At 69.8% G+C, this 24929-nt stretch carries 23 protein-coding genes; 1 reads left to right on the top strand and 22 read right to left on the bottom strand.

Annotated features, from left to right (window positions below; genetic code table 11):
• Nucleotides 1–29: 29 nt before the first annotated feature.
• Nucleotides 30–917 (bottom strand): hypothetical protein, encoded by an 888-nt coding sequence (locus tag CU254_RS04660; protein ID WP_009073227.1) that lies wholly within the window; start codon nucleotides 915–917, stop codon nucleotides 30–32.
• A 164-nt stretch (nucleotides 918–1081) separates the two neighbouring features.
• On the bottom strand, nucleotides 1082–1684 hold the full coding sequence (locus CU254_RS04655; protein ID WP_037716578.1) for a TetR/AcrR family transcriptional regulator: 603 nt from the start codon (nucleotides 1682–1684) through the stop codon (nucleotides 1082–1084).
• Nucleotides 1685–1756: 72 nt separating this feature from the next.
• Here CU254_RS04655 and CU254_RS04650 point away from each other — a divergent pair, with 72 nt between their 5' ends.
• Nucleotides 1757–2608, top strand: coding sequence for an oxidoreductase (locus tag CU254_RS04650; RefSeq protein WP_009073223.1), 852 nt, complete (start codon nucleotides 1757–1759; stop codon nucleotides 2606–2608).
• Nucleotides 2609–2612: 4 nt separating this feature from the next.
• On the opposite strand, the gene CU254_RS04645 is transcribed toward CU254_RS04650, so the two are convergent.
• The 20 genes from CU254_RS04645 to CU254_RS04555 form a co-directional block, all read right to left on the bottom strand.
• Nucleotides 2613–3533, bottom strand: a complete 921-nt coding sequence (locus CU254_RS04645; RefSeq protein ID WP_009073222.1) for a glycoside hydrolase domain-containing protein — start codon at nucleotides 3531–3533, stop codon at nucleotides 2613–2615.
• The gene (locus CU254_RS43920) at nucleotides 3520–5541 is read right to left on the bottom strand and encodes a DUF6519 domain-containing protein (protein WP_009073220.1); all 2022 of its coding nucleotides are present in this window, start codon (nucleotides 5539–5541) and stop codon (nucleotides 3520–3522) included. The genes CU254_RS04645 and CU254_RS43920 overlap by 14 nt, the downstream gene beginning before the upstream one ends.
• A 9-nt stretch (nucleotides 5542–5550) precedes the next feature.
• On the bottom strand, nucleotides 5551–7677 hold the full coding sequence (locus CU254_RS04635) for a hypothetical protein (RefSeq protein WP_009073218.1): 2127 nt from the start codon (nucleotides 7675–7677) through the stop codon (nucleotides 5551–5553).
• Nucleotides 7674–10916 (bottom strand): putative baseplate assembly protein, encoded by a 3243-nt coding sequence (locus CU254_RS04630; protein ID WP_050788112.1) that lies wholly within the window; start codon nucleotides 10914–10916, stop codon nucleotides 7674–7676. The genes CU254_RS04635 and CU254_RS04630 overlap by 4 nt, the downstream gene beginning before the upstream one ends.
• Entirely contained in the window at nucleotides 10913–13663 is a 2751-nt protein-coding gene (locus tag CU254_RS04625; protein ID WP_009073215.1) for a putative baseplate assembly protein, read from the bottom strand. Before CU254_RS04625 ends, CU254_RS04630 begins: the two co-directional genes overlap by 4 nt.
• The gene (locus CU254_RS04620) at nucleotides 13660–14019 is read right to left on the bottom strand and encodes a GPW/gp25 family protein (protein WP_234392800.1); all 360 of its coding nucleotides are present in this window, start codon (nucleotides 14017–14019) and stop codon (nucleotides 13660–13662) included. Before CU254_RS04620 ends, CU254_RS04625 begins: the two co-directional genes overlap by 4 nt.
• Nucleotides 14020–14024: 5 nt before the next feature.
• A complete protein-coding gene (locus tag CU254_RS43585) occupies nucleotides 14025–14351 on the bottom strand; it encodes a hypothetical protein (protein ID WP_009073212.1) in 327 nt (108 codons plus the stop codon).
• Nucleotides 14352–14362: 11 nt separating this feature from the next.
• Nucleotides 14363–14896, bottom strand: coding sequence for a phage baseplate assembly protein V (locus tag CU254_RS04615; protein WP_009073209.1), 534 nt, complete (start codon nucleotides 14894–14896; stop codon nucleotides 14363–14365).
• Entirely contained in the window at nucleotides 14893–16014 is a 1122-nt protein-coding gene (locus CU254_RS04610; protein WP_009073207.1) for a hypothetical protein, read from the bottom strand. Before CU254_RS04610 ends, CU254_RS04615 begins: the two co-directional genes overlap by 4 nt.
• On the bottom strand, nucleotides 16007–16321 hold the full coding sequence (locus CU254_RS04605; RefSeq protein ID WP_009073206.1) for a LysM peptidoglycan-binding domain-containing protein: 315 nt from the start codon (nucleotides 16319–16321) through the stop codon (nucleotides 16007–16009). The genes CU254_RS04610 and CU254_RS04605 overlap by 8 nt, the downstream gene beginning before the upstream one ends.
• Nucleotides 16322–16331: 10 nt before the next feature.
• A complete protein-coding gene (locus CU254_RS04600; RefSeq protein ID WP_037712541.1) occupies nucleotides 16332–16988 on the bottom strand; it encodes a hypothetical protein in 657 nt (218 codons plus the stop codon).
• A 78-nt stretch (nucleotides 16989–17066) separates the two neighbouring features.
• Nucleotides 17067–17297: a hypothetical protein gene (locus tag CU254_RS04595; protein ID WP_009073203.1), complete on the bottom strand. Its 231-nt coding sequence runs from the start codon at nucleotides 17295–17297 to the stop codon at nucleotides 17067–17069.
• Complete coding sequence (locus tag CU254_RS04590; protein WP_100266703.1) at nucleotides 17294–19111, bottom strand: ATP-binding protein; 1818 nt, start codon at nucleotides 19109–19111, stop codon at nucleotides 17294–17296. The genes CU254_RS04595 and CU254_RS04590 overlap by 4 nt, the downstream gene beginning before the upstream one ends.
• Nucleotides 19108–20343, bottom strand: a complete 1236-nt coding sequence (locus CU254_RS04585) for a DUF4255 domain-containing protein (protein ID WP_009073199.1) — start codon at nucleotides 20341–20343, stop codon at nucleotides 19108–19110. Before CU254_RS04585 ends, CU254_RS04590 begins: the two co-directional genes overlap by 4 nt.
• The gene (locus tag CU254_RS04580; protein ID WP_009073197.1) at nucleotides 20340–21035 is read right to left on the bottom strand and encodes a hypothetical protein; all 696 of its coding nucleotides are present in this window, start codon (nucleotides 21033–21035) and stop codon (nucleotides 20340–20342) included. Before CU254_RS04580 ends, CU254_RS04585 begins: the two co-directional genes overlap by 4 nt.
• Nucleotides 21032–21691 carry a hypothetical protein gene (locus CU254_RS04575; RefSeq protein ID WP_050788111.1) on the bottom strand — a complete coding sequence of 220 codons (660 nt, stop codon included), beginning with the start codon at nucleotides 21689–21691 and terminating at the stop codon, nucleotides 21032–21034. Before CU254_RS04575 ends, CU254_RS04580 begins: the two co-directional genes overlap by 4 nt.
• Nucleotides 21691–22212: a phage tail protein gene (locus CU254_RS04570; RefSeq protein ID WP_009073193.1), complete on the bottom strand. Its 522-nt coding sequence runs from the start codon at nucleotides 22210–22212 to the stop codon at nucleotides 21691–21693. Before CU254_RS04570 ends, CU254_RS04575 begins: the two co-directional genes overlap by 1 nt.
• 15 nt (nucleotides 22213–22227) lie before the next feature.
• The gene (locus tag CU254_RS04565; protein ID WP_009073191.1) at nucleotides 22228–23853 is read right to left on the bottom strand and encodes a phage tail sheath C-terminal domain-containing protein; all 1626 of its coding nucleotides are present in this window, start codon (nucleotides 23851–23853) and stop codon (nucleotides 22228–22230) included.
• Between the two features lie 55 nt (nucleotides 23854–23908).
• On the bottom strand, nucleotides 23909–24124 hold the full coding sequence (locus CU254_RS04560) for a hypothetical protein (protein ID WP_009073189.1): 216 nt from the start codon (nucleotides 24122–24124) through the stop codon (nucleotides 23909–23911).
• A 44-nt stretch (nucleotides 24125–24168) separates the two neighbouring features.
• Nucleotides 24169–24843: a BTAD domain-containing putative transcriptional regulator gene (locus tag CU254_RS04555; RefSeq protein ID WP_158687989.1), complete on the bottom strand. Its 675-nt coding sequence runs from the start codon at nucleotides 24841–24843 to the stop codon at nucleotides 24169–24171.
• Nucleotides 24844–24929 lie beyond the last annotated feature (86 nt).

The raw sequence follows: 24929 nt of genomic DNA, 5'->3' as shown, positions 1-24929 counted from the left end.
CCCGGCCGCCGGTCGCGTCAGTTCTCCGCTCAGGGGCGGTACAGCTCCTTGACGACGTCGATGTTGTCGTTCTTGTCGACGTGGATCTCGGCGTGCAACGGCTTCGCGCCGGTCAGCGCCTCCATCAGGGCCTGTTCGGTGCACGGGTTCGTGCCGCGGCCCTGCGAGTCGAGGGCGACGTCGCCGCCCGGGCACAGTTCGGCCGCGCCGAAGACCTGCGCGGTCTTGCTCAGCGGGAGCCGGTAGGTCTTCGCGTCGGCGGGCGCGAACTGGCCGTCGTCCGGGCCGCCTTTCTTCCAGGTGATCAGCTGGAACTGGGCCATGGCGACCGAACGGTCGAAGCCGGTGAACTGCACGGTCTGCGTCGTGTTCGGGAAGCGGCGCGTCGGGGCGGCGGGCTGCTGGCCGCCCGCGCCGCCGGCCGGCGCGGTCTTGATCATGAACCGGGTGCCGCCGTCCTTGCCGCAGTTCACCACGCCCTGGGCGAATTCTTCTTCCGCGCCCAGCGCGCAGTCCCAGTGCCCTTCGATGCCGAGAACCCGGTGGCCGGGACCTTCGCCCTGCGCCGGCGCCAATTCGTAGTACTTCTGCATGACATTGAATGCCTCGACACAGCCCGAAATCGAGCCATCCGCGCTTTCCACGGCGATCAGATCCATTTGCTTGCCGCCCGCCGGACCGACCTGGCCGCCGAGCTTGCTGCAGTTCACGTCGCCGTCCGAGGTGGCCGCAGTACCCGCCGCACCGCCCGAACCGCCCTGCGGGTTCTGCTTGACCGCGGCCGCGTCGGAAATGCTCTTCGCCGCGGCGCCGTTTCCGTCGACATTGTTTCCGCTGCAGGCGGAAAGCAAAGCGGTCGCCGCGACCGCCCCGCCGACCAGAACCAGCTTCATCGACTTCCGCGCGGTGAATCCCATTTCGTGCTCCCCGTATCTATTGGCGAATCTCTAACCCCCAAGACGCGAGGAACCGAATGACGTTGCCCGGAATTGACGCGGAGAGCCATTGTTGCCCCAATGTCGCCCCCGCCGGGTCCGCACGGGCACGACCGCGGCCGGTCTCGCAACCCCGGCAGCGTGGGCTAGGCCGGGAGTCCGAGAGCCGCCAGCCACACCCGGGTCAGCGTCGCCGCCGCGTCGTCCAGCGAACTTTCCGCGACAAACGCCTGGTAGAAGACCCGCTCGGTCATCCAGACCAGCGCCGAGGCGATCTCCGCCGCCGCTTCGGACGACAGCCCGGCGCGCTCGGCGACCCCGCTCATGGTGTCGGCGAGCGCGACCACCGCGGAGCGCCACGCCTGGTCGATCGACGGGACCGACGGCGACAGTTCGACCGCCGTGCGCATTACCGTGCCGTGCTCGCGCCACATCCGGGCGGTCTGCTCGATCCCCTGCCGGACCGCGTCGCCGGGATCAGCGGCGCCCGCGTCCACCGCGTCGACCTCGGCGCGCAGCCGGGTCACCGTGCGCTCGACCAGCGCGGCGAGCACCTCGTTCTTGGACCCGAAGTAGAAGTAGAGCGCGCCCCGGGTGATCCCGGCTTCCTGGGCGATCGTCGCGACGGTCAGGCCCGCCCCGCCGGTCGAGTTCAGCTGCTGCTCCGCCGCGTCGAGGATCGCGCGTTCACGCAGGTCTCCCTTGGTCGGAGCAGTCCGGCGGCGGGGGCGGGCGTCTCGCTCTTCCACCTGCACGTTCTATCACGCCGACTATTTTTGACACTGTGCAGATTTTTCTCGACACGGTGTAGAGTCCGCGGCATGACCAAGCTCTTCCTGATCACCGGCGCCAGCTCCGGCCTCGGCCGGGCGTTCGCCGAGGCGGCACTCGAAGCTGGCCACACCGTCGTCGGCACCGTCCGCAAGCAGGCCGACGCCGCGGAGTTCGAGCGGCTCCGGCCGGGCAAAGCGCTCGCGCGCATCCTCGACGTCACCGACGACGACGCGGTGTTCCGGACCGTTGCCGAGATCGAGGCCGAGGTTGGCCCGATCGACGTCGTCATCGCCAACGCCGGGTACGGCCACGAGGGCGTTTTCGAAGAATCGACGATGGCCGAGCTGCGGGCGCAGTTCGAGGTGAACGTGTTCGGGGTCGTCGCGACGGTGCAGGCCGTGCTGCCGTATCTGCGGCAGCGGCGACGCGGGCACATCCTCGGTGTCACGTCGATGGCCGGGCTGATCACCGTGCCGGGCACGTCCTTCTACCAAGGCAGCAAGTACGCCGTAGAAGGCATACTCGAGACCGTCGGCAAGGAGGTCGCCCCGTTCGGCGTGCACGTCACCGCGATCGCGCCGGGATCGTTCCGCACCGACTGGGCGGGCCGGTCGATGGTCCGCACCGAACGGTCCATCCCGGACTACGACGAGGTGATGGACCCGATCCGCGAACATCGGCTCGCGGCCAGCGGCAAACAGCTCGGCAATCCGCGCAAGGCCGCGGAGGCCGTGCTGCACATCCTCGACGTCCCGAATCCGCCCGCGCACCTGCTCCTCGGCTCCGACGCACTTCGCCTCGTCGCGAACGGCCGCGCGGCGGTCGACAAGGAGATCGAGGAATGGGCGGAGCTGAGCCGGTCCACCGACTTCCCGGACGGTGCTCAGCTGCCCGGCTGACCGCTCAGCCGATGTACGCGGTGAAGGAATGCTGTGCCTGGTACCAGATCGAGACGCCGACGGCGCCGGCCGCGGCCGCGCTGCGCAGGTCCAGCGGGCCGGGCCGGTCGGACAGGAACGTGAAGTTCCGGATCTGCGCGCCGGGCACGAAATCGCCCTGGTCGCCTTCCTTGCTCGCGCGCACGAAGTCCATCTGCTTGATCTCGATGGTGTCCCCGTATCCGCAGAACAGGTACAGGTACGGCGGACGGCCGGCGAGCGGAAGATAGAAATGGTCGCCGTTCGGGGCTGCGGGTATCAGCATCAGAGTCTCCTCGTCGTTGCCGGGGGCGGGCCCGGTGCCGCCGCCGGGAAGCTCGATGTACTGCTCGTCGATGTCGCACGTGATCTGGTCGACGTCGACCGTGCCGTCGTTGCGCTGCCACAGATGGGTCCAGGCCCGCTCGGCGGCCGTCGGTTGCGAACCGCAGCGCCAGTACCACGACACGACCCCGGCGTCGTGCACCGCGCGCAGCGTCTCGGAAAACCCGTAGAAGCCCGCCCGGCCCCGGCCGACCACGCTGGCGAACCCGCTCGCGAACCGCACGACGTCGTCGAGCTGGTACGCCGCGGCGTGGCTGTCGGCGGCGCAGGCCATCATCACCGAGTCCGGGATGCCCATCGCCCGCGCGTCGGCGAGACCGGCCTGTCCGAACGCGACCCCACGGGCGAAGTCGTCGTCGTTGCGGCTGCCCCACGCGTCGTCGGTGCCCAGCTCGACGACGAGAGCGACGGTGAGCCCGCCGCGGACGAGGGTCCGGTACTCGGGGCCGGTGAGCCGTTTCCTGCCGCGGCCCAGCCCGGCGTAGCGGATCACCCCGTCGAACCCGGCCGCCTTCAGCCCGGACGGGCTCGGCTGGCCGCCGGAATAGTCAGCCCAGCGCATGGTCCGCCTCGGTTCCGGCGTAGCTCGGCGGCCGGTTCGACCCGAGCAGGACCCGGGTGAGCCACGGCGGCATCCGCGATTCGAGCTGCCGCAGCAACGCGTACACGACGGCCAGCACGACCGGCACGATGACCTGGTTGCCGAGTCCGGCCACCGCGTCGGTCACCGACGAGGGCAGGCCGAGCGAGACGAGCCACGCGACGAGCGCCGACCACAGGCCGGGGACGACGGTGCGCAGCCAGGAGGTGAGGTTGTCGCCGAGTTTCGTGGTCGGTCGCGTCATGGCTGGTTTCTCCGGCTTGGTCGGTGCCTCTTCGGTGATCGGCGCGGGGACGGTGGTGGTCGGGATCTCCGCAGCCGTGGCTGCTGAGGCAGGCGGCGGGGTGCTCGGGTCGGCGGTTTCGACTGGCGGCGGCAGCGTCGCTGAGTGTGCGCTCGCCCCGTTGCCTCCCGCACCCGCGGAACCCGTCGCGGCTTTCGGCTTCGGCGCCGCCGAGCCCGCCCCGGCGGACTTCTCCGCCTCGAACACCACCGAATCGGTCGGATGCGCGACTGGCGGCGCATCGACCACGGTCGTCTTCTTCGGGGTCTCCGCAGGAGGCTCGGGGGCGACGGGCTTCGGCCCTGGCCGGAAAAGCGGTTCGAAGGTGCCCGGCGAATGGGTCACCGCGCCGTTCTCGTCGAGCACGCCCAGCACCGCGTAGTGGTACTCGACCCCGTGCGGCGGAACGGGACGCGGGCCGTCGTCGTCGCGGGGCCATTCGACGTCCCCGGTCACCGTGCGGGCCGGGATCTGCCAGTAGTCGCCGCGGCGATAGGTGCCGCCCTGTCCGGCCGCCACGTCCGCCGACCTCCTCGGCGGGGCCTCGAAGCGCACTTGGACGCCGTCCTCCAGGTCGATCCAGGTGTTCTCGACCAGCGGCACCGCGCCGTCCTCGCTGTCCGCCGGGGCGAGGTGGTCCCAGCGGCGCAGGAACGGATGCAGGTCCGGGTCGGAGCCGGGGCCGCAGTGCTCGTCGAGTTCGTCGTCCAGCGTGACGATCCGGTCCGCCGGGTCGACCGCGACGACTTTCCGCAGCGCCGGGGCCGGCTCCGGCCGGTCCTCCGCGGGGAGATCGTCCGCGACACGGGTGACGGCCGCGTCGTCGAGCAGTTCGACCCAGTCGCCGACGTCCAGGTCCAGTTTGCTGTCCCGGCCCAGCGCGCCGAGCGTCACCGTCGCTCCGGACACCGAGAGGATCGGGAACACGACCGACGCGTTCTCCCGCGACCATTTGAAGGTCGCGCCGCGCAGCGTCCGCCGGAAGCCCTTGTTCGGCAAGGAATCCGTCCACGCCCGGCCGCCGGTGTGCACCTCGACGCGATACAGCTGGTTCTCCTGGCCGCGGAACCGCGCCTCCGGGGGCAGGTGGCAGGCGTCCGTGGCTTCCGGGTGTTTCGCTTGCGCGGCAAGGAGACCGGGTTCCGGGTTCAGGGAGTTGCGGAAGTCGGCGAAATCCTCGACGCTCTTTCCCGCGCACCAGGCCACCTGCCAGACGACCTTGGCCCGCGCCGCGGTGTCCGGGCCGGGGTCGCCGAGCGCGATCTCGCGGATCGCCGGGTCCTGCAGCGCGGTGATCAGCCGTTCCCACACCCGCAGGTACACCACGAACGGACCGGTTTCGGGCAGCGTGTCCTTCTCCTGGTCGAGGTAGCCCTCGGGTTGGGTCCAATAGCTCGTGGCCCGGTCGTTCTCGACGAGCAGCCCGTCGACGTACAGCCGCCCGGCCGAGATCCCCACGTCGGCGATCTTCGAACGGTCCGGGCCGGGGTCGATCCGGAATCCGTCCGCGGCGGCGGGCGCGGCGGACTGGCCGAGCAGGTCGGCGACCGTGGTACGCAGCTGGTACAGCAGGATCGCGGCCTGCTCGTTCGCGTCCGCGTCGAGCTGGACCCGGCCCTGTTGCGCCAGCACCGCGGAGAAGTGCTTCAGCGAGTCGAACGTGCGGCGCGAGAAGTCGGCTTGCATGGCGGTCTCCTAAGAGGCGAACAGGATGCCGGCGTCCGTGCCGGCCGGGGTGTACTCGGCGAGCCGCAGCCGGAGACTGTCCTCGCGTTGCGGGTGGAACAGGTCGTGGAAGGCCCCCATTTCCGCACCGTCCTCCGCACCCCGGCCGATTTCCTCCGGCCCGGATCGCGCGAGCTGCGCGTAGCCCGGAGTGCCGTAGCGGGTGGAGGTGAACTGGGGAACGACGCGGGCCGGATCGCCGGAATGCTCCGGCTCGCAATGGAATCGGGGCGGGGTGCGCGAACTCTCCGGCAGCCAGCAGAACCGGACGCACCCGTCCTGCCGCCGGGCGATGCGCACACGACCGTCCAAAATGGAGTTTTCGAGCAGCCCGGCGGCATGGGCGAAAACGGAGCCGAACACCGTGCACCGGCTTGCGCTCACCACCGCGTGCGCGCATCCGTCGTCTGGCCCGCTCAGCGCGGCGACGCCGGGTCCGGCGGCATCGAGGATGCTGTCGGCGAGCCGGATCTGGTTGGGTTCGCGGTGCACTTCGTCGGCGGTGACGAGGATCGTGCCGAGGATGCTGCGTTCCACACAGAGGCGAGCCGGAGTGTCGGCGAGTTCGACGCTGGCCTCTTCCTCATGTTCCGGACAGCATTGCGCGTCGAGCGACCAGCCGGGCACCAAAGTGCAGTGCCGCAACGCGAACTGGCCGACCGGGCCGTGCACCTGAACGCTGCGCCCGGTGATCAGCAGTCCGTCGAAGACGACCGTGGGCAGCGGATCGTCTTTCGCACCGCGGTCGGTCCCGATGATCCGCAACGCGTCCGGACGGTTGCTGTTCCAGTCGAGCAGGCGCAGAACCGGACGTTTTCCGCTCGCTGCCCGCAGCGTGAGGCAATCTCCGCGGTCGACCGTCAGCTCGATTTGTTCCTGATACGCTCCGCTGTCGGTGAATTCGATGACCGCCTCGCGCGCGGACGAATCGGTTTCCTTGTCCCGCTGCCATTCCTCGACGGCTTCCCGGACGAGTTCGTGATACCCGGGACCGACGCGATAGACGTGTTTCGCCGCTTCCGTCGCACGCGGATACTCGCCGGCGCCGAGGTCGTCGGAAAACCCGTAGTGATAGTCGGCCCACACGCCGGACTCCGGGGCCTGCCGGGCTGGGAAGGCAATCCGGCCGAGCACCGGGTCGAGCGCGACCTTCCCGTGCGCGGGCCGGTACCGCCAGCCGGACAGATCCGCGGGCACGATGTCGCGAAGCGGCACCGGATTCCCGTCTCCGAGGTACACGCAGAGACTCTTGCCGGGTCCATAGTAGACAGCCAGTCGTTCGGCAAACGCTTGCCGCCTGATGAACACCGGCACGTTCGTCTCGTCGGCGATGTGATTCGGGGACGGCTCCCGCACCGGGGAGACGATGAGCGGAGTGTCGGTGCCCAGGATGCTGAACGTGAACCGGGTCCGCGCCCGGTCCTCGCAATACGCTGGGCCGCACGTGATCGAATACGGCTTGAGCCGCCACACGTACAGGCCGATCTCCGGAATCCCGTACCGGCCGGTCCCGCGATGCGACGTGATCCGCCGGACGTCGATCGCATGCGCCAGTTCGTCGAACGGTCCGTCGAGCCGGTCGAGCGCGTCGGCTCCGTGGAGGTCGGTCAGCTGTCCCCGGGTCAGCCGCCGACGGTCCGCTCGCGGGTCTCGGCCGTGCAGCCGGACCGCCTGCGAAACCGCCAGCAGCTGCCGGAATTCGACCGCCCGCGCGGGCCATTCCGCGACATCCGCGGCGAGTTGTTCCAGCAACGCCAAGGTGCCCTTGCGCCGCCGGTTGCCGACGGTGTGCGCGACGTCGCGGCGAGGTGCGAGAGCGGACAGCAGCCGCCGCGCCGCCGCCGATCCGGTCGCGAGCGTTTCGTCGGCGCCCGGCAGGATCTGGTACCCGACGAGGTCGCCAAGATAGGGCGCGACCCAGTCCTGGCAGGTTTCGATGAACCAGTCCGCGTACTGCGCGTCCAGGTCGGCCCCGATCAGGTCGGCCTGTTCGGTGAGCACGCCGAGCAACGCCTTCAGCGGCCCTGCGTTCTCCTCGTCGCGCCGCCGGTAGACCGACGGCATGAGGTCGTAGAGCCGGTCCGGATCGCCGGTCATGGGATCCTCACCAGCAGCAAGGCCTCCGGCACTCCGGCCGGGAGCACGGCGAGCCGGGCGGGCCGGATTCCGCGGTACACGGTCACTTTCTCCCCCTTCGCAAGTTCCGTTGAATCGAGACCCGGGTTCAGGCGGACCAGTTCGTTCACCGTCAGCCCGTGCCGCAGCGCGATCGTGGTCAAGGTGTCCGTGTCGAAGCCGTCCACGTAGCCCACCTCGTCGAACACCTCCTCGAACCGCGCCCCGGACGCGCCGACGCACGGCTTCGCCTCGGTGAGCCGGTCCGCGACCGTGGCCAGCTCGATCGGCGTGACGTCGCCGCCGATGCCGTCGAACACGGTGATCGCGGCGTAATCGACCCCCGGCACGGCCTGGATCGCGGCGTACGCCTCGCTGAGGAACGCGGGTTCGCCGAGTTCCCGGCGAGCGAAGGAAAACTCGTCCAGCAACGCGGCGCGCACGGCGGGTTCCACCAGCTCCCACGAGTAGTCCGGCAGCACCTTGATCCCGGCGTGCAGGACGAGCAACACCCGTTCCCGCACCGCGACCCGCACCTGGACGCCTCGGTCGCCGAAGGCCGCCAACGCCTCCTCCAGCGCGACCACGGAGCCGGACGACGAGTCGATCCGCGCGTCCCCGGTCGCCGCGACCGTCACGTGCACCACGCGCCGCCCGCCGTCGGAGAGCTTGACCGCCTTGGCTTTCCCGATCCCGGCCCGGGCGCGGGTGAAGTCCTCGTAGTCGCGGACCGACACCAGCCGGTCGAGCGCGAGCATCCGCAGCGGGATCGACGCCCGGACGTCCGCCGGTCCGTCGCCGTCCGCTCCCCCGCCGGACGCCAGCGGGTTGGTCACCGCCCGCACTCCCGGCGGACGGCCGGTGGCCTGGTTGATCTGCCCGGCGGCGACGTTCCCGGCGGGCCCCGCGCCGATCCGGTAAACCGCGGTCACGTTCTCCACGCCCGCGGGGACGCGCGCGCCGTGGACGCCGTCGCCGAACCGAAGCGTCCGGGTGCCCGCCGCGGCCGACACCTCGTAGTCGTGGTCCGTCGGCCCGGACCAGACCAGCCCCTCGGTTTCGTGCCAGCGCACGCCGGACACGCGGGCGACGAGCGTGCTTTCCGCGCCGGAAGCGTTGGCGGACGGCCGGAACGTGAGCGGGTTGTCCGCATTGGCCTGGCGGAGCGGGAAAACCTGGTTCGCCACGCCCGGATCGCCGCTGCCGAGCACCTCGGTGCGGGTCTCGCCCTGGTCCGCCTCGACGACGTTGCCGTAGACGGTCACGGTGTCCCGGCGGTACCGGTAGGACAGTTCGGGGGCCAGCGACAGGAACGTGCGGACCCGGCTGCCGTAGCGGTCCGGTTCGACCCGTTGCCGGATGCCCGCGACCATTGTCACCTCCGCCGCCTGGACCCCGCTGGTGTGCGGCACGTCGGTGCGTTCGCCGGACACCACCAGCCACCGGCCCGGCCGGAGTCCGTCGTAGACCCGGGCCAGTTCGATCTCGGCCCCTTGCACGTCCGTGGCGATCGGGTCGCCGACCGCGGTGAGCGCTTCGCCGCGCGCCCACACGACCGTGCCCTCGCCGGGCACCGGGGACACGACCTTGTTCACCGTGATCTTGGTGACCTGCTTGTGCCCCACCGCTTCGGACTTGCCCGGAACGTGGACGTCGACGGTGTCCAGCTGCACCCGCGTCACCTGCGCGGCGGACTGCTGGCCGTCCGGCGACTCCACTACGACCCAGCTGTCCCCGGCGATGCCGTCGTACACCGCGTCCAGCCAGATCGTCGTGGTGCCCGCCGGGTCCGTCGGCGCACCGGGCGGACGGACCCCAGCGACCGCCCGGATCCGCAGCACCTGCAGACCGGACAGCTGGGGCGGCGGCGCGATTTGTTCGTTCGCCCAGGCGTGGTGCAGGTTCGCGCCCAGCCGGGGATCGGCCTCGATGAGCAGCTTCGGGTGCACGTCGGAACTGGGGTGGAACAGTTCGTCCACTGTGGACGGCAAGTCGATTGCCTTGCGCGGCGGCCGGGACGGCTCTCGCCGCAGCCACGGCAGCACCGGAGTGAGCCCGACCAGCGCTGCCGCCCGGTCGCAGTCGGTGCCGTATTTGGTTCCGCAACCTCCGCGGCTTTCGAAGCGGTACTCCGGCGTGGTGCAGAACAATCCGCTGGCGAACGCGGTCAGGTAGCGCAGTTCCGGATCGCTTTCGCGCAACGCCGCGGTGCAGAGCTTCAGCAGGGCGTCAGCCTTGTCCGAAACCGGCCCGACGAAATTACGGAACCAATCCTGGATCGCGCAGCTCGCGTGCGCCCGGGCGAGCGCGGCCTGTTCCGACAGCTCGGTGCCGAATTCGGAGACCGCGCGAGCCAGGACCAGGCTCGCTGTGGTCGCGGTGCCGAGACTGTCCAAATAGGTCTTGGTGGTCTTCAGCGCCGTCACCGTGTCGTCGATCCAGGGCGACGGCGCGGGCTTGAGGCTCACCGCGGTGCCGATCGCCTCGACGAGGTCGGCGATCGCCTGGTTCAGATCGTCGAGGCCCGCCGTGACCAGCTTCACCGTCGTCCGGTTGGCCGGGAAGTCCGCCGTCGCCTCGGCGACCACCCGGATCTTCGGCGGGAACGTGCCGAACAGCAGCAGCAACCGGTCCCCTGGTTTGAGCGCCGCTGTGGTGCCCTCGATCCCGAGCCGGGCGATCTTCTCGTCAGGGTCGTCGGTGATGTCGACCGGGGCGGTGGTCGCGACCTGCAGCGCGTTCCACTCCTCGCGGGCCTGGAGTTCCGCCGTGGTCTCGAACGTCTGCGGCAGCTGGCCCTGCGCGGGCACGCTCTTCGCAGGGGTTCCTGCCGGAATCACCGTCCGCGCACCGGGATCCAGCGTGTACGCGAGGTAGGTGGTCGCCGCCAGCGCGGGCCGCGGCGTGTAGCCGACGAGCGCGCCCAGGTGGTTGAGCGATTCGGGTTCGGTGGCGGTCCGCAGGTAGCCCTCGTTGGCGATCCGTTCCTGGTAGAAGGTCAGCACGTCGCCGACGACCGCCCAGCAGTCCAGCAACGCGATCGCCGGGTCGTCCGGATCCCGCGTGGTGAGCGGGGCGAGCGCGCCCCGGCTCGCCAGCCGGGCCAGCATCGACTGGCGGAACCGCGCGTACGTGCCGATCCGCCGCGAGAGCGCGGGCAGGCCGGGGCGCTGGTAGGTCGTCGCCGGGGTGGTCGGGCTTTGTCCCGTGCCGCAGTTCATCGTCCGCCTGCCAGGTCGAGGGTGAGCCGCCCGTTCTCGGGCCGGCTCGGGTCGTCGTCCAGTTGCGCCACCTCGAGCGGCCCGATCGGGAGGACGCCGATGGCGAGCGCGGTGCCGGGCGGGCCGAACAGCCGCTCCAGCCGGGTCACCTCGGCGTGCCGGACCCCGGGGACCGCCGCGACGGTCGCGACGAGCTGCCCGACCCGGATCGGCGTGCCGAACGTGAGGCGATCCGGCTGGAAGAACGCGCCGAGCGCGCGCCGCAGCGCCGTGCCGACGTGACCGGCGATGTGGTCGGGCAGCACCTCGACGTGCACCGCCAGGTCGAGCGGCACGAGAGTCGCGGTGAAGACCGAAAGATCGTGGCCGATCCGGCGGTAGCGATACAGCGCGGCGCGGGTTTCGTCGAGCAGCCAGCTCGGCGCGACCTCCATGCCGAGCGGATCGATCGCGACCTGCGCCTCGTACCAGCTGCCGGTCCACCGCAAGTCGCCCGCCGCCCGCTGCACGCTCGGCGAGGCACCGGCCAGCGTCGCGTAGTCGTCCGCGGTAATGGCCCGCAGCAGCCGACGGCGCACTTCCTGCGGGGCGCGCAGCCGGACGTCCGACACCGGCTCGGGATCGACCCCGCCCGTCGCAGGCAACGGATTGCGCACGCTTCGGATGCCGGGCACGTCGACGTGGTCGAAGACGATGCTGCTGATCGCTTCCCGGCCGACGTTCCCTGCCAGGCCGGTCCCCACGCGCAGCGCCGCGTTAAGCTCGTCGCCCAACGGGAACTGCGCGCCATTGCGGCCGTCGCCGAACCTCAGCACGGTCGCGCCGGTGTCGGTGACCTCGCCGACGAAATGCCGGTCGGCCGGACCGCTGTCGAGCAGGTCCCGCTGAGGCAGCCAGACTTCGTGGTTTCGATCGGTGACGACGACCGCGGGCAGCGCGGCTCGCGGATCCGGCCGCGTGGCGAGACTGGCCGGACCACGGAACGCCGGACGCTGCTCGTCGAGTTTCGCGCCTTCGTCCGCACCCCAGCTCTGGCCGATCTCCCAGCCCTCGTTCTTCGCGGTGAGCACGTATCCCGCGCGAGCCTGGCGAATGAGGTCCTTCAGCCGCTCCAGTTTGGCTTCCAGCAGATCGTCGAAGCACGCCAGCAGGTATCGCAGCGCGCGTCGCGGATGCTCGCGAAGGCCCAGCTTCTTCACGAGTTTGGCCCCGAAAAGCACGGTGACGAACTCAATGTCCTCTTCGGACAGTTCACTCCGCCACAGCTTGGTCAGCCGGGCGCGAATCCGGCCGGGAAGCCCCACCAGCCACTGCGCCTGCGCGGCCGCGATGTCGGCAGGATCCGGGAACAGGACGCTCTGCGTGACCGGTTGATGCCGTAGCTGCGGCTGAACAATCACCGGCAGCGGCGGGTACGCGGGCTGGGGTTCGGTCTCGCCGCATCCGCAGCCGCAATCGCGCGGACACTGCGGTTCCTCCGGCGCGGGATCGGGAACGACGTGGCACTCCGGCCTGATCCGCTGGCCGTGCTCGACCAGCACCACGTTTGCCCGGGCGATCCCGACTTCGAGGTCGGCGCAGTCCGGTCCGCCGCGCGCGTTGACGCACAACGCAAAAGTAAGCGCGTCCTCGCGGGCCCACGTCACTTCCAGCAGCTTTTGCTGGTACAGCTCATCTTCCGTCTCGGTCACCGACGTCAGCCGGACCGCCTGCCGATGCGTGTGGTCAGCGTCGGCGGGGAGGCCGGACGTCGCGCCGACCAGTTCCTCGAAGAGCAGCACGTCGCCCGGCCCGAGACGCAACGCCCGGTCGCTGTCCACGAGAGTGGCCGAGGTCGCCTCGGCGGGCAGGCAGCATTCGTGGTCGCCCCAGGTCCACAGGCTGATCCGGTTGCGTGCGGGGATCAGCGGGACTGGCTCGTCGTGGACCGGCTCGAACACCTCCGCCGCACCGAGGGCGCCGCTGTCCACCGTGCTGAACCGGAAAGTCCCTTGCGGGAGCGTGACCTCTTCGGCCGCTTCGATGCACACCCAAGCCCGCGCGGAACATCCGTCGTGCATCGGATAATCGACCAGCCGGGCGTGCCGCCGCACGGAGACCCGCAGCCGCGCGGTGTCCAGATACGCCTCGGTTGCCACCGCGTCTTGCTGATAGCTCAGCCGGTCGCCCTCGTAGGCGAGCAGTTCCGCGAGCATGATGCCGACGTCGGGGACGTGCCGTTCCGTCCACGACGGCATCGTCAGCTTCAACCGGTCCAGCAGCAGTTGCCGGAAGCTGGCGTAATCCTTGCTGAGGTATTCGATTTCAACCGCGGCGTCTGCCGGCGGCGGGCTTTCCTCGACCGGTGCGCAGTCGACGTCGCCACAGCTCGCGAACGTGAAGTCCACAAAGGAATACCGCGGATCGAAACCCGGATACGGCCTCGTTCCGGGCTTGCCGAGCGGACCGGCCTCGACCACCGACAGTCGGTAAGTCGACAAATCTCCGGCACGATCGACCGACAGCCGCACTGCGTCCGCGAGGTCAGGATCGTCGCTCGCCCACAATTCGACCGCCACGACGACGATCCCGGTCACGCGCCGTCCGCCGTCGATCCGGAAGTTCGCTGGCACCAAGTCTTCCGGTGCCTTGCCGAAGAACCCCACGGTGAGCGAACGGCCGTCGTCGCTCACGCTGACCGAGTCGATCCCATTGCGGCCCGCGACGCGTACGTCCGCCCGGCGGCGTTCGTCCGCACAGCCAATCATGCCGCCCTCCCGGTGATGACGTCCTCGCGCCGTTCGCCGGTCGCGAGGAGGACGTAGCCGATTTCGATCCGCAAGGTGCTTTCCTCGGCGATGACGTCCAGGTGCTGCACCGTGATCAGGTCGCCGAGCCAGCGGTGCAACGCTCCCTCCGCCGACGCCTGCACTGCGGCCGCCAGCTCCGGACTGTTCGGCTCGAACACTAGGTCCAGCAACCCGCAACCGAAATCCGGTCGCATCACGCGCTCCCCTGGCGTCGTGAAGAGCAGTTGCTCGATCAGGTCGAGCACGTGGTTCGCGTAGCCGGTTTCCGCGACGCGTCCGCGTTCGTCGAAATGGAACGGGAAGTCAATGTCCACAGTGGTCACCTCCCCGTGACGAACTGTTGCATGACAACCACGACCGGCGGCCCGGGCGAAAGAGAGCCGACGCAGGTCCCGCCGCCCTGACCGGCCGGAGGCAGCTGCGTCAGCACCAGGGCCCCGCCCGCCAGCAGGGACGAAAGGTTCGTCCACTGCACCGTCGCGCACGGCGGAACCAACGAGCATCCGGTGACGATCAGCTGGTCTTTGGAGGTGAGCACCGGCATTCCGTTCACCAGCGCCGCGGGCGGTCCGGACGGGATCGCGGTCACCGCGCCGCCGTGCGGACAGGTCATCGTCATTCCGCTGTGGAGCAAGAATCCCGGCATGTCCGCACCTCCTAGTTCGGAACGACGAGCGTGCCGTTGTTGACGATCACCGAGGTACCGGCGAGCCGGATCGAGGCGAGACCGGGGCCGCAGGACAGTTCGATCCCGGTCTCGTTGAGCTTGATGTACGGCCCGGACGGACCCAAGATCTGCAGCTGGATGCCGCCGGTGGGCCCGGGCTGCTGGGTGATCAGCAGGTAGTTCTGCGGCGGCTGGCCGAACGGCGTCAGCGGCGTGCCGATGACCACCTGCGGCACGCCCGGCAGGATGCTGGACGCGATCGGCGGCCCCTCCTCGCGCACGGCGCGCCGGAAGCCGGTCCACACCGCGCGGCCGAGATCGCCGCCCTGGAACTCGATCCACACCCCGGACCCGATCAGCGGCACCACGTTCATGCCCGGCGCCGCGGTGCTCGCCGCCGCCCAGATGGCGTTGTCGCCCAGTACGTCCACGACCCGCACCAGCAGCCGGTCCAGGCCGAGCGGGTCTACATTGGACACCACCTCGCCCTGGTAGGTGCCGTCGAACCGCGTTTCGTCGGTCATGCGCTCACCTGCTGGGAGAAGGGGACGAAACCGTCCCTGGTCAGTCCGAAACTCTGCTTGTACTCGCCGCGTTTGATCTCGTGCGTGACGCGGTTGACGTAATAGAGGCCGTCGTACGCGAGCCCCGCGCCGCGCACGCCGACCAGCGCGCGCGACTTGAGCACGTGGCCGTACCGGAGCACGTCGAGCTTTCCCTGTCCGGTCACCGCGTCGGTGCTCTTCGCAGTTTGGCTCAGTGCACGCAGCAACACCTCGGGTGTCGGCCGTCCGGCCAGGTCCAGCAACGGCTCCTCTTTCAAAGCCACCGCGGGACGCGCCGCCAGCGGTGGCCGCAGCAACGAAACGCTCGGCACGGGAATGGAAAACCCGATCTTGGTGTGCGGTTCGGTGAGCCGGATCGTGTACTGTTTCCGGGACATGCCGTCGAAACTGAACGACAGGGATTCCACATTGGACGCCATCCCGGAATCGACGGTGAGCGCGGGTTGCACGACCCCGCCCCGGATTTCCGGACCCCAGTACCCGATGCTCGCGCCCGGCACCGGCCCGGGGATCAGGTAGAAGGCGTACCCGGCGTCCGTGGCCAGCCCCCGGAGGTAGCCGAGATCGGTGTCGGACTGGCCGTCCACTCTCTCCTGCGGCAGTTGCGGTTCCCCGAACAGCACCGGCACCGGGGCGGGCACGATGCCGTACCTCGCGTACTTGGCCAGGATTTTGAGCACCCGCACGTGCAGCGGCATCCCGGGAAAGACGTCCTGCTCGTACCGGAGTTCCATCAGCGCGGTGAGGTCCTCGCCGGTCACCGTGAGCCGGGATTCGCCCGGACCCGCGCCCGGGCTCATCTCGTGCCGGGTGATCACCCCGTCCATCAGCACGTCCGCCGAGCCGCCGACGATCACCGACAGCACGACCCGCGCCGGAGGGTCGAGCAGCCCGGACGGCAGCAACGCCCGGGTGAGCACCGAGTTCCGGCTCACCGCGAAGGTCAGCTGGAACCCGCTGCGCTCGCCCGCGGACGACGTGACCTGCACGGACTGCAACGCGTCGATCAGCTCGTGCGGCACCGGCGCGGCGAGCACCTGGCCGATCATCAGCTGCAGCTGGAAGCTCTTACCCACCGGTCCCTCCCGCCGGAATCCCGGGCGGCAGCGTGATCCGCAACCGGCGGCCCGGCGTCGCGGTCAGCTCGTCCGGATCCATCGCCCGGTTCGCGTCGGCGATCCGCCAGTACTGCTCGGCGTCGCCGAACACCTCGCCGGCGATGCGGTCGAGCCGGTCGCGCGGTTTCACCACGCGCTCGCCGATCTGGGCGAGCTGTTCGGGCTGCGGCAGCAACCGCCGCCGGACGAAGCGGACCGAGCGACCGTCCGGGAGGTCGCGGACCGCGGTGGGCAGGCCGTAGTAACGACTGGTCGCGGAGAACATCGAGCACCTCCTAGACGGTCGGCACGCCGACGTCGGTCACCGGATTGGTGACGCGAGCGGCGAATTGTTCTTTCTGCCGGAGATAAGTCAGGTACAGCGTTCCGCCCTTCGCGCGCGCCCCCGTATCGCCGGGATGCGGATAGCCGAGATCGTCCACAGTGAGCACCCGGACCGTGATGCTCGCCTTCGCGCGAATCGGATTGAGCGCGGCGTCGAACGCTTCCTCGGTGACGCTGAAGTCGGTGATCCGCACCGGCAGCACGCGTTTCGGCCCGAGGACGAGCACGGTCAGCGGTGCCTCCACCGGCACGATTTCCAGCTGTCCTTGCCCGGCCAGCTGGTCTTCGTTCAGCAGTTGGGCGGACGTCGGCGACAGGCTTTTCTCGAGCGCGCAGAGCACCGGAAACAAGCCGTCAGGGAATTTCCCGGGTGCCGCCGTGGCGTCGAATTCGGCCTCGAACCGGTATGACTCGTGCGAAGGACCCTTGAGCCGCAACGCTTCCAGCCGGTCGCCCGGTTCCCCGCCGATGCCCTGCACCTGCAGGGTGCGGGTGAGCGTGTCCGGGTTGTACTGGAACGGAATCGTCGTCGCCGCCCGCCCGCTGTCCGGATCCACCAGCACGAACCCGCCCCGGACGGGATTCAGGCTCTGCGGAAAGGTGGTCATCGTCGTAGTCCTCCCCAGCGAACGGCGGAACGCCTTGCCCCCAAGGGTGCCGCGACCGCGTCACCGAGCCGTCACCGCTCAGCCGGCCACCTCGCGAATGCCGCGGTGGATCGAACGCGCGATGGCTTCCGCGAGCGGACCCGCGGAAAGTTCCGGCACCGCGACCCTCCTTCGCCGCGCCGCCCGCCACCCCCGAGGCGGCGCGTCCGCCAGCTGCCGGGCCAGTTCCGCCTGCACGGCATCGCGAAGCTGACTCGGCTCCCCGGCCAACCCGGTCAGCACCAAACGCTCGATCCGGATCGAGATCACCGCTGGAAATCGCGTTCCGGCACGGGAAGTTCCAGTTTCCGGAACTCAGTGCGCGCCGCCGCCAGCACCGTCTCCATCGTGATCGGCTCCCCCGCCGCCGCGGCGAGGAAAGCCGCGTTGAGCGCGATGTTGCGGATCATCGCACCGCTCGTCTGCAGCTGCGCCAGCCGGTCGCAATCAAGATCGGCGCACGGTGCCCGGGTCGGGAACGCCTTCTCCCACATGAGCTTCCGCTCGGCCAAGCCGGGGAAGGCGAACTCCACGACGAACCTCAGCCGCCGAAGGAACGCGGTGTCCAGCGTCGAACGCATGTTGGTCGCCAGGATCGCCAGCCCGCGGTGGGCTTCCATCCGCTGCAGCAAGTAGTCGACCTCGATGGTGGCGTACCGGTCGTGCGCGTCGCGGACCTCGCCGCGTTTGCCGAACAGCGACTCCGCCTCGTCGAAGAACAGGATCGCGCCCTCGGCCGCGTCGAACAGATTCCGCAGGTTCTTCTCGGTCTCCCCGATGTACTTGCTGACCACTGTGGACAGATCGATCCGGTACAGGTCCAGCGCCAGCCGGTTCGCCAGCACCGCGGCCGCCATCGTTTTGCCGGTTCCGCTCGGCCCGGTGAACAACACGCTCAAGCCGCGTCCGCGATCGCCGAAACCCCACGTTTCGTGCACGGTTGTGCGTTGGCCCACCTGGTCGGCGATCTCTCCGAGCAACCGACGGGACTGCTCCGGCAGCACGAGATCGTCCCAGCTCGCCGTCGATTCGAGCCGCTGCGCGCGTCCGTCCAGCCGCGGCCGGGTGCGGACGCGGCACTCCTGCCACACCTTCTCCGGATCGGCGCCCGCGACCGCCGCCACCGCCGCGATGCTCGGCAGGTCGAGCGCGAACTGCGCGGCCAGCACCTCGACCGCCGCCGGCTCGCTCCCGAGCGCTTCCCGCCACGCCAGCGCCCGTTCCGCCGGGGTCGGCGGGCTGACCTCGATCGACCGGCGACCCGGTTTGCCTTCCCGGACCGCCAGTACCGCCGGTCCGGCGATCCGGTCGAGAAACTCGCTGGCTCCGTCCGTCTCGTCGGCTTCGAGGTACAACGCCAGCGGCAGCAACGCGGCCTCACGCTGCCAAACCCGAGCCAGGAGGTCCGCCTCCACCGGCTGTGCGGGCAACGCGGCCGCCGGGAGCCGGTACGCGACGAGCCCAGCCAGCTCGGCAGCATGCGCGGTGACCTGTCGTTTAGCGGCTTCGTCGGCACCAGTGAGCTGCACCGGACCGGCGAGCGCCCACTGGCTCGCGACTTCCTCGGCAACTCGCTGCTGCGAAGCCGACAGCTCAACCAGCGGCAGCGGGGTGACCAGCGGGGCCAGCCGGTCGTCAAGACTGTTGAGCCCCTTCAGGTAGTTCACCGCACGCTCGGCGGCCCGCAGCGGCGCGGACACGACGCCCTGTCCGGAAAGTCCCTCGATGAGCTGCCAATACCGCAGGCCGCCTTGCGGGGACACGGCTTCCCACGCCGGATCGGGCAGCACGCGAAGGGCCAACCCGAACGTCGGATACGGCATGTGCGCGTTGCCGTGCGCCTCGGCGCAAAGCCCGGCAATCGACGGGTCCAACTCGGCCGCCGCGCACAGCAGCAAGGTGTCCTGCTCGAACCGGGACAGCCCGAGCCGCCTGGCCAGCACCGTCAGCGCGGGCGGCGGGTTCATCGCCTCGGCTTCCTCGACCGCGTCCGCCGGAACCGCTTCGCCGGGGTTGCGCAGCACCTCCCGCAGCCACTCCAGCGAAGCGGCGAGGAAGCGTCCGTTGGCCGTCTCCCAGGTCATGAGATCGTCACCGTCTGCGTGGCGTCGAACACCGGCTTCGGCCCGGTGCGGTCGACCAGCAGGCTGTCCACGCCGCCGATCCGGAGCCGCGCGAGATGGGTGCCCACCGGCGCGTCCGGGACGTCGAAGGTCAGGTCCGCGCCGGTCACCGGATCCTCCGGCAGCGCCGCGACCGCGCGCCGTTCCAGCACCGACCGGGACCCGAGCACCAGCAGCACCGGCTGCCCGGCCCGGACCGGCGGACGGCAGACGAGCCGGACCACCGCGCCGGTGCCGTGGCGGTGCACGGTCATCGGCATCCGGCTGGTGATCTCCGGCGCGACCGCCAGCGAAACCTCGTTCGTCGCCGTCGTCCCGGACACCAGCGCCACCGACCACAGGCCAGCCGGGAACGCGTGCGGCGGCGCCGTCAGCTCGAACCGGACCTCGGCCGCGCTGCCCGGCACGACCGGGAGCGACACCGGCGCGACCAGCAGCGGATGCGCCAACCGGACCTCGGTCGCCTGATCGAGATGCGCACCGCGCAGCACGACGCGTCCGCCAAGCTTGACCGACGCCTGTTCGTGCTCGCGCCCGTCGGCGCCGACCGCGACCGGTACTGCCGCGGTGAGCTGCGGAAACGGCGATTCGACACTGGCCGGCGCTTCCGGGCCCCGGTCCTGCGCGCCCCGGCGCAATACTGGCACCGGTGTACGCGGCGGACGGCGGCTGTCGATGAGCACCGGTCCGGCCTCGAAGGCGACGGTGAGCCGGTAGCTGGTCTGGAACGCCGACCACAGCGAGTAAATGTCCTTCTCCGCGAAGGACTGCCAGGTCAGCCGGATCAGCTCGGACTGCTCCGAGACATCGCTGTGCGACTGCACCAGCCGCAGCCGCTCACGGCTGAGGTGCGGGTGCTCGTGCAGCGTCCGCAGCGCGCCGCCGAGCATCCGGTGCGCGATCGTGTCCGCCCCGCCCGGCACGTACGCGGTGAGCAGGTAGTGCAGGACGAGCGGCAGCTGCGGATCGCCGTGCTCCCCGGGTCGCAGTCCCACGGGATCCTCGTTGCGCAGCGCTTCGTCGATGCCGATTTGGTAGAGGAACAGGTTCAGCTGCGGATCGCCGCTCGGTCCCGGCGTCTCGTGCGGCGGCCGCGCCTCGACCTTCGCGCCGCTCTCGACCTCGCGCGCGCCTTCGAGGACCAGCTGGACCAGCGCCTCGGTCACCGCCTCGATCGCGTTGGCGTCGCTCATCCCCGCTCCCGGAGGTAGTCGTCCAGGCTCAGCAACGGTTTCCGCTCCTGCCGCGGCTTCGGCGCCGGCCCCGGTGCCGGACGGGCGGTGACCTCGACCCGGCCGATGCTGATGTGCACGTCCGGTTCGGCCGGTGCGTTGTGCCGCCGGATCGGCAACGGCGGTGGTTGCGACGGCGGTATTCGTTCCGGCTGAGGACGCGCGACTGGGTGCGCGCGGACCGTTTCGACCACGCGTTCCAGCGCGGCCCGGGATGATTCCGGAGGCTCTGGGAAGGATTCCGGTTCTGCGGCGGGGACTGGCTGCGACACCGTCTCTCGCTCCGAATGTTCGGTGCGTACTTCGCGCTCCAGCAACGATTCCGTGCTCCGCTCCGAGTTGAAGACGGTCTCGCGGTCGGTATGCGTGCGAGACTCGACAACCGGCATCGGGACTTCGCGGACGCGTTCCACCGATTCCGTTCGCAGCACCGGAGATTCCTGAATCCGCTCGACTCGCTCCGGCAGTGACACTTCGCGGACGTGCTCGGTTTCCTTGGCCGCGCCCGGCTTCGGCGCCGTTTCGGTGAACGTGCCCATCGGCAGCTCAGGTTCCGCCCCCACCGGACTCGAGGGTTCGAACAATGTCGGCACGAGCGGCCGGATCGGCGGCGCGTCGATCCGGCCCAGCAACCGGTCCACGAAATCGTTCATGCCACAGTCCCCGCCAGCTCCAGATAACGTCGGCGCCGTCCCGGGCTCACCGCCAGCACTTCCGCCTCCGACCAGCCGTACGCGAGCGCCAACGCGTGCACGTCATACAGCAGCCGCCGTGCGCAGGCTTCCAGCTCCGTCCACAGGTAGGCCGCGATGTCGAACGGCGAAGCCCAGCGATGCCCGCACACCGCACAGTCCAGCTCGATCCGAACGTCGGCCTGCGGATCAGCCGCGGCGAGCGCGTCCGGCAACGCGGCGAGCGCTGCCTCCGACAGCTCGCCAGCCACACACCGTTCGAGCAACTCCTGTCTACTGTGGACTTCCAGCAGATCCCGGCTCGTCACCGCGCGGAACTCGCACCCGGCAACCACCGTCGGAGCGTCCACTCGCGACGGACGCAGCTCCCGGCTCGACAGTTCCAGCTCAAGCTCCTCGCCGCACGAAGGACAATTCACCAGGCACGGAAACGCGGTCCCGAAGCACCGTTCCCGCAGGGCCAGCAGGAACTCGTCCCGCCGGCCCACCGCGAGATCGCCGACCTCGGCCGGTTCCGCGCCGCCGGCGACGGCCAGCGCGAGCGCCCGCCGCACCGCGCTCAGCCCGGCCGCCGCCTCCCAGACGTCCAGGAGGCTCGCTTCGGTGAACGCGGCCATCACGCCGGATCTTCGAACGACGTCTCCTGCGGCTCCGCGACCTCCTCGGCGACCCACCCCTCGTTCTCGACCTTGATGTGCTGCACGGCGACCGCGTTGGCGTTGGCGTCCAAATCGGACACCGGCTGCCATTCCGAGACCCAGCAGTTGAAGACCTGATAGGACAGCACTTTCTGGCCGCCCTCGTCGAACACGTCGACGATGAGGTCGCGGCGGAAGTCCTTGAGCGAGGTCTCCAGCCCCTGCCCGGAGTTGGCGAAACTCCACACGCGGTTCGCCCACTGCGCGAACACCTTGTCCGCGGTCACGCCGCGTTCGAGGGTGATCGCGTCGTATTCGGTGCGCCCGGGCAGTTTCGCGCTGGTCGCCGGATCGCCGCCGGACCGGTGCTTGATCACCTCGGTGCTGCGCTTGAACCCGGTGATCTTGCTGACCCCGAGCAGGTAGTCGCCGCCGCTGAACTTCACCCGGAACCGGAAGTTCTTGTACGGGTCGCGCCGCTTCGTCTTGCTGTCGGACATGGCGTCTGCCTCCTGCTACACCTGGATCTGACCGGCGAGCTGCTGGATGTGGACGAGCACGAACTCGGCGGGCTTGAGCGGGGCGAACCCGACCAGGATGTTGACGATGCCCCGGTCGATGTCGTTCTGCGGATTGTTCGTCGCGTCGCATTTCACGAGATACGCGTCCTTCGGCGTGCGGCCTTGGAACGCGCCCTGCCGGAACAGCGTGTTCATGAACGCGCCGACGTTCAGCCGGATCGACGACCACAGCGGCTCGTCGTTCGGCTCGAAGACCACCCATTGCGTACCGCGGAAGAGGCTTTCCTCGATGAACAGCGCCAACCGCCGCACCGGCAGGTACTTCCATTGATTCGCGAGCACGTCCGCGCCGCGTTGAGTGCGTGCGCCCCAGATGACGTTCCCGGCCGAAGGCAGGCCGCGCAGGCAGTTGACGCCGAGCGGGTTGAGGACGCCGTTCTGCAGATCAGTCAACGGGACCGTGAGGGCGCTGATCCCGCTCAGCGTCGCCTCGGTGCCCGCCGGCGCCTTCCAGACGCCCCGCTGGACGTCCGTGCGCGCCCAGGTCCCGGCAATCATCCCGCACGGCGGGAACTCGCGAACGAAGTTCTCCTGCTGCGGATCGGGCAGTTTCACCCGCGGGAAGTACAGTGCCGCGTTACTGCCCTTTTCGTTGTTCAGCACGAAATCGGGGTCCTTCACCGCCGTGGTGACCGCGTTCGTCGTCGTCCAGCCCGGATCCGCGTCCACGATCAGCATCGCCCGGCGGCTGATGCACAGGTCGAGGGCCGGGCCGAGGATCTGCGCGGGCCCGCCGATCAGCCCCGGAGGACCAGGCAGGCACAGCATGTTGAAGATGTCGGTCTTGAGCAAGGCGTAGATGCCGCTCTGCTGGCCGGGGTCGCCGAGGAAGTCCTGGGATCTCGGCGTCGGTCCGTCGTCGCCCTTGTCCGCCGCCGTGTACCAGACGTCTTTCTTGGTGGTGTCCAGGAACGGATCCGCGCCTTCCCCGAGGCCAGTGGAATCGTGCGCGGTCGGCCGCTTCTCGGTGCTGTCGGCCGAGCCGATCAACGACGAGGACGCGATGACGTTCTTCAGCGCGCGCGGGGAATTCTGATCGATGCTGACGTTGAGGTACTGCTCGGTGACCCTGCTGCCTTGATCGCGGACAGTCAGGTTGTACAGCTGTTCGGCGTCGTCCTTGGCCGTGTGGTAGTCGACCCGCGCCAGCAGCGTTCCGTTGGCCCACTTGCCTTCTCCGCGCGCGTGCAGAATCGGCCCGTCCGGCAACGCGATCGTCGCGGCGAGCGCCTTCTCCGGCGGTTTGGATTCGTCGCCCTCCGGCTGGGCGCCCGACGTCTTCGACGGCGGCGCGGTGCCGGTCACCCGCACGATTTCGGCTTCGCTGCCGCCGTTCTGGTAGAACTGCCAGACCGCGTAACCGAGGTCGCTCGCCGGGTCGAGACCGCCGAATTGCTGTTCGTAATCCTCCCAGCTCGTGATGTGCACCGCCACGTTCGTCACGCCGCGCGGTGCGGTGCCGACAAAAGCCGCGACCGAGGTGGGCACCCCGGTGATGGTCCGAACCGCACTGGGCAGCTCGTCGATGTAAACACCCGGAAAGGTGGGCGTGATGGGCATGGCCGTCTCCCTCCGCGGCTTTCTCGGCCGTGGTCGTGAGCGTGCACTGGTTCCGTCACCGCGGCGTCACGTCGCTGTCCGGCGCACCGATCCGGCTCAGCCAGCGGTCCACCGACGCGAGAACCTGCTCGCGGGTCGTGAGCACCTCCGACGTCGTCGCGTCGGTGCGCACGTCCGCGGTCGTCGTGATGCGGACCCGCAGCTGTCCTTCGGACGTGCACCACGCCCGAAGGACGTGCAGCGCGATTCGCTCCGGGTCCGCACCTGCCATGCGGTGCAGTACAACGGTTCCCCGTCACCGCACCGTCACCTGGCTCAGGCGAGCAAAGCCCGTACTCCCGGGCTGGGCCGCACGCCGAGTTCGTCGTGCAGCAGTTCCGCCAAAGCGCGATAAGCCCGCACCGCTTCGCCGCGATTCCCTTCGAGAAGGTGCACGCGGATCAGGCAGCGGTGCGCGCTTTCGCGCAGCGGTTCGGCATCGACCGCGGTCAGCGCGGCGTCGATCGCCTCGGAGAACCGGCCCGCCTCGCCGAGCCGTTCGGCCAGGCATTCCAGCGCGTGCAAGCGAAGCTGCCGCCACCGCTCGCGGAAAACGAAAAGCCAGTCGTCGTACCAATCCGGCAGCAGATCGGTCGACAGCAAACCGATCACCGCTTCGCTGTCGCCGGGAAGCTCCCCGCCGGCGGACGCGAGCGAACGCGCCAGACTTGACGCGGCCTGCACGTCGACGGCCGCGGTATCCGACAGCGACAACCGCTCAGCCGTCGCCCGCACCAAATCCCGGTGCACCCGGCCGATCCGCCACAGCGTGGTGCGAAGACTCGCCGCCCCGTGTTCCTCCGACGAGTCCGCCCACAACGCGTGCGCGACTTCGGCCCGCCGCACGGGCCGGTCGCGCAACGCCAGATAAGTCACCAACCGTTGCGCCGCACGGGAAAGCGGCCGCGCGTCGGCCGCGCCGTCCACCGCGAAAGCCGGCAGCGTCTGCACGACAAGCACCGACGCCGTTCCCGTTACCTCTCCCGATTCGTACGTTTCAGTCCGCGAACCGACCATCGAACCGACACCCCCCTCGA

The organism is Amycolatopsis sp. AA4 (assembly GCF_002796545.1).
In the GTDB taxonomy this organism is placed as follows: domain Bacteria; phylum Actinomycetota; class Actinomycetes; order Mycobacteriales; family Pseudonocardiaceae; genus Amycolatopsis.
This window is presented reverse-complemented; position numbering and strand designations above follow the sequence as displayed.

What these genes read in the sequence shown, in the direction of transcription:
- CU254_RS04660 (WP_009073227.1), bottom strand. Translation starts at nt 917, where the DNA reads ATGGGATTCACCGCGCGGAAGTCGATGAAGCTGGTTCTGGTCGGCGGG.
- CU254_RS04650 (WP_009073223.1), top strand. Translation starts at nt 1,757, where the DNA reads ATGACCAAGCTCTTCCTGATCACCGGCGCCAGCTCCGGCCTCGGCCGG.
- CU254_RS04645 (WP_009073222.1), bottom strand. Translation starts at nt 3,533, where the DNA reads ATGCGCTGGGCTGACTATTCCGGCGGCCAGCCGAGCCCGTCCGGGCTG.
- CU254_RS43920 (WP_009073220.1), bottom strand. Translation starts at nt 5,541, where the DNA reads ATGCAAGCCGACTTCTCGCGCCGCACGTTCGACTCGCTGAAGCACTTC.
- CU254_RS04635 (WP_009073218.1), bottom strand. Translation starts at nt 7,677, where the DNA reads ATGACCGGCGATCCGGACCGGCTCTACGACCTCATGCCGTCGGTCTAC.
- CU254_RS04630 (WP_050788112.1), bottom strand. Translation starts at nt 10,916, where the DNA reads ATGAACTGCGGCACGGGACAAAGCCCGACCACCCCGGCGACGACCTAC.
- CU254_RS04625 (WP_009073215.1), bottom strand. Translation starts at nt 13,663, where the DNA reads ATGATTGGCTGTGCGGACGAACGCCGCCGGGCGGACGTACGCGTCGCG.
- CU254_RS43585 (WP_009073212.1), bottom strand. Translation starts at nt 14,351, where the DNA reads ATGCCGGGATTCTTGCTCCACAGCGGAATGACGATGACCTGTCCGCAC.
- CU254_RS04615 (WP_009073209.1), bottom strand. Translation starts at nt 14,896, where the DNA reads ATGACCGACGAAACGCGGTTCGACGGCACCTACCAGGGCGAGGTGGTG.
- CU254_RS04605 (WP_009073206.1), bottom strand. Translation starts at nt 16,321, where the DNA reads ATGTTCTCCGCGACCAGTCGTTACTACGGCCTGCCCACCGCGGTCCGC.
- CU254_RS04600 (WP_037712541.1), bottom strand. Translation starts at nt 16,988, where the DNA reads ATGACCACCTTTCCGCAGAGCCTGAATCCCGTCCGGGGCGGGTTCGTG.
- CU254_RS04590 (WP_100266703.1), bottom strand. Translation starts at nt 19,111, where the DNA reads ATGACCTGGGAGACGGCCAACGGACGCTTCCTCGCCGCTTCGCTGGAG.
- CU254_RS04585 (WP_009073199.1), bottom strand. Translation starts at nt 20,343, where the DNA reads ATGAGCGACGCCAACGCGATCGAGGCGGTGACCGAGGCGCTGGTCCAG.
- CU254_RS04580 (WP_009073197.1), bottom strand. Translation starts at nt 21,035, where the DNA reads ATGAACGATTTCGTGGACCGGTTGCTGGGCCGGATCGACGCGCCGCCG.
- CU254_RS04575 (WP_050788111.1), bottom strand. Translation starts at nt 21,691, where the DNA reads ATGGCCGCGTTCACCGAAGCGAGCCTCCTGGACGTCTGGGAGGCGGCG.
- CU254_RS04570 (WP_009073193.1), bottom strand. Translation starts at nt 22,212, where the DNA reads ATGTCCGACAGCAAGACGAAGCGGCGCGACCCGTACAAGAACTTCCGG.
- CU254_RS04565 (WP_009073191.1), bottom strand. Translation starts at nt 23,853, where the DNA reads ATGCCCATCACGCCCACCTTTCCGGGTGTTTACATCGACGAGCTGCCC.
- CU254_RS04560 (WP_009073189.1), bottom strand. Translation starts at nt 24,124, where the DNA reads ATGGCAGGTGCGGACCCGGAGCGAATCGCGCTGCACGTCCTTCGGGCG.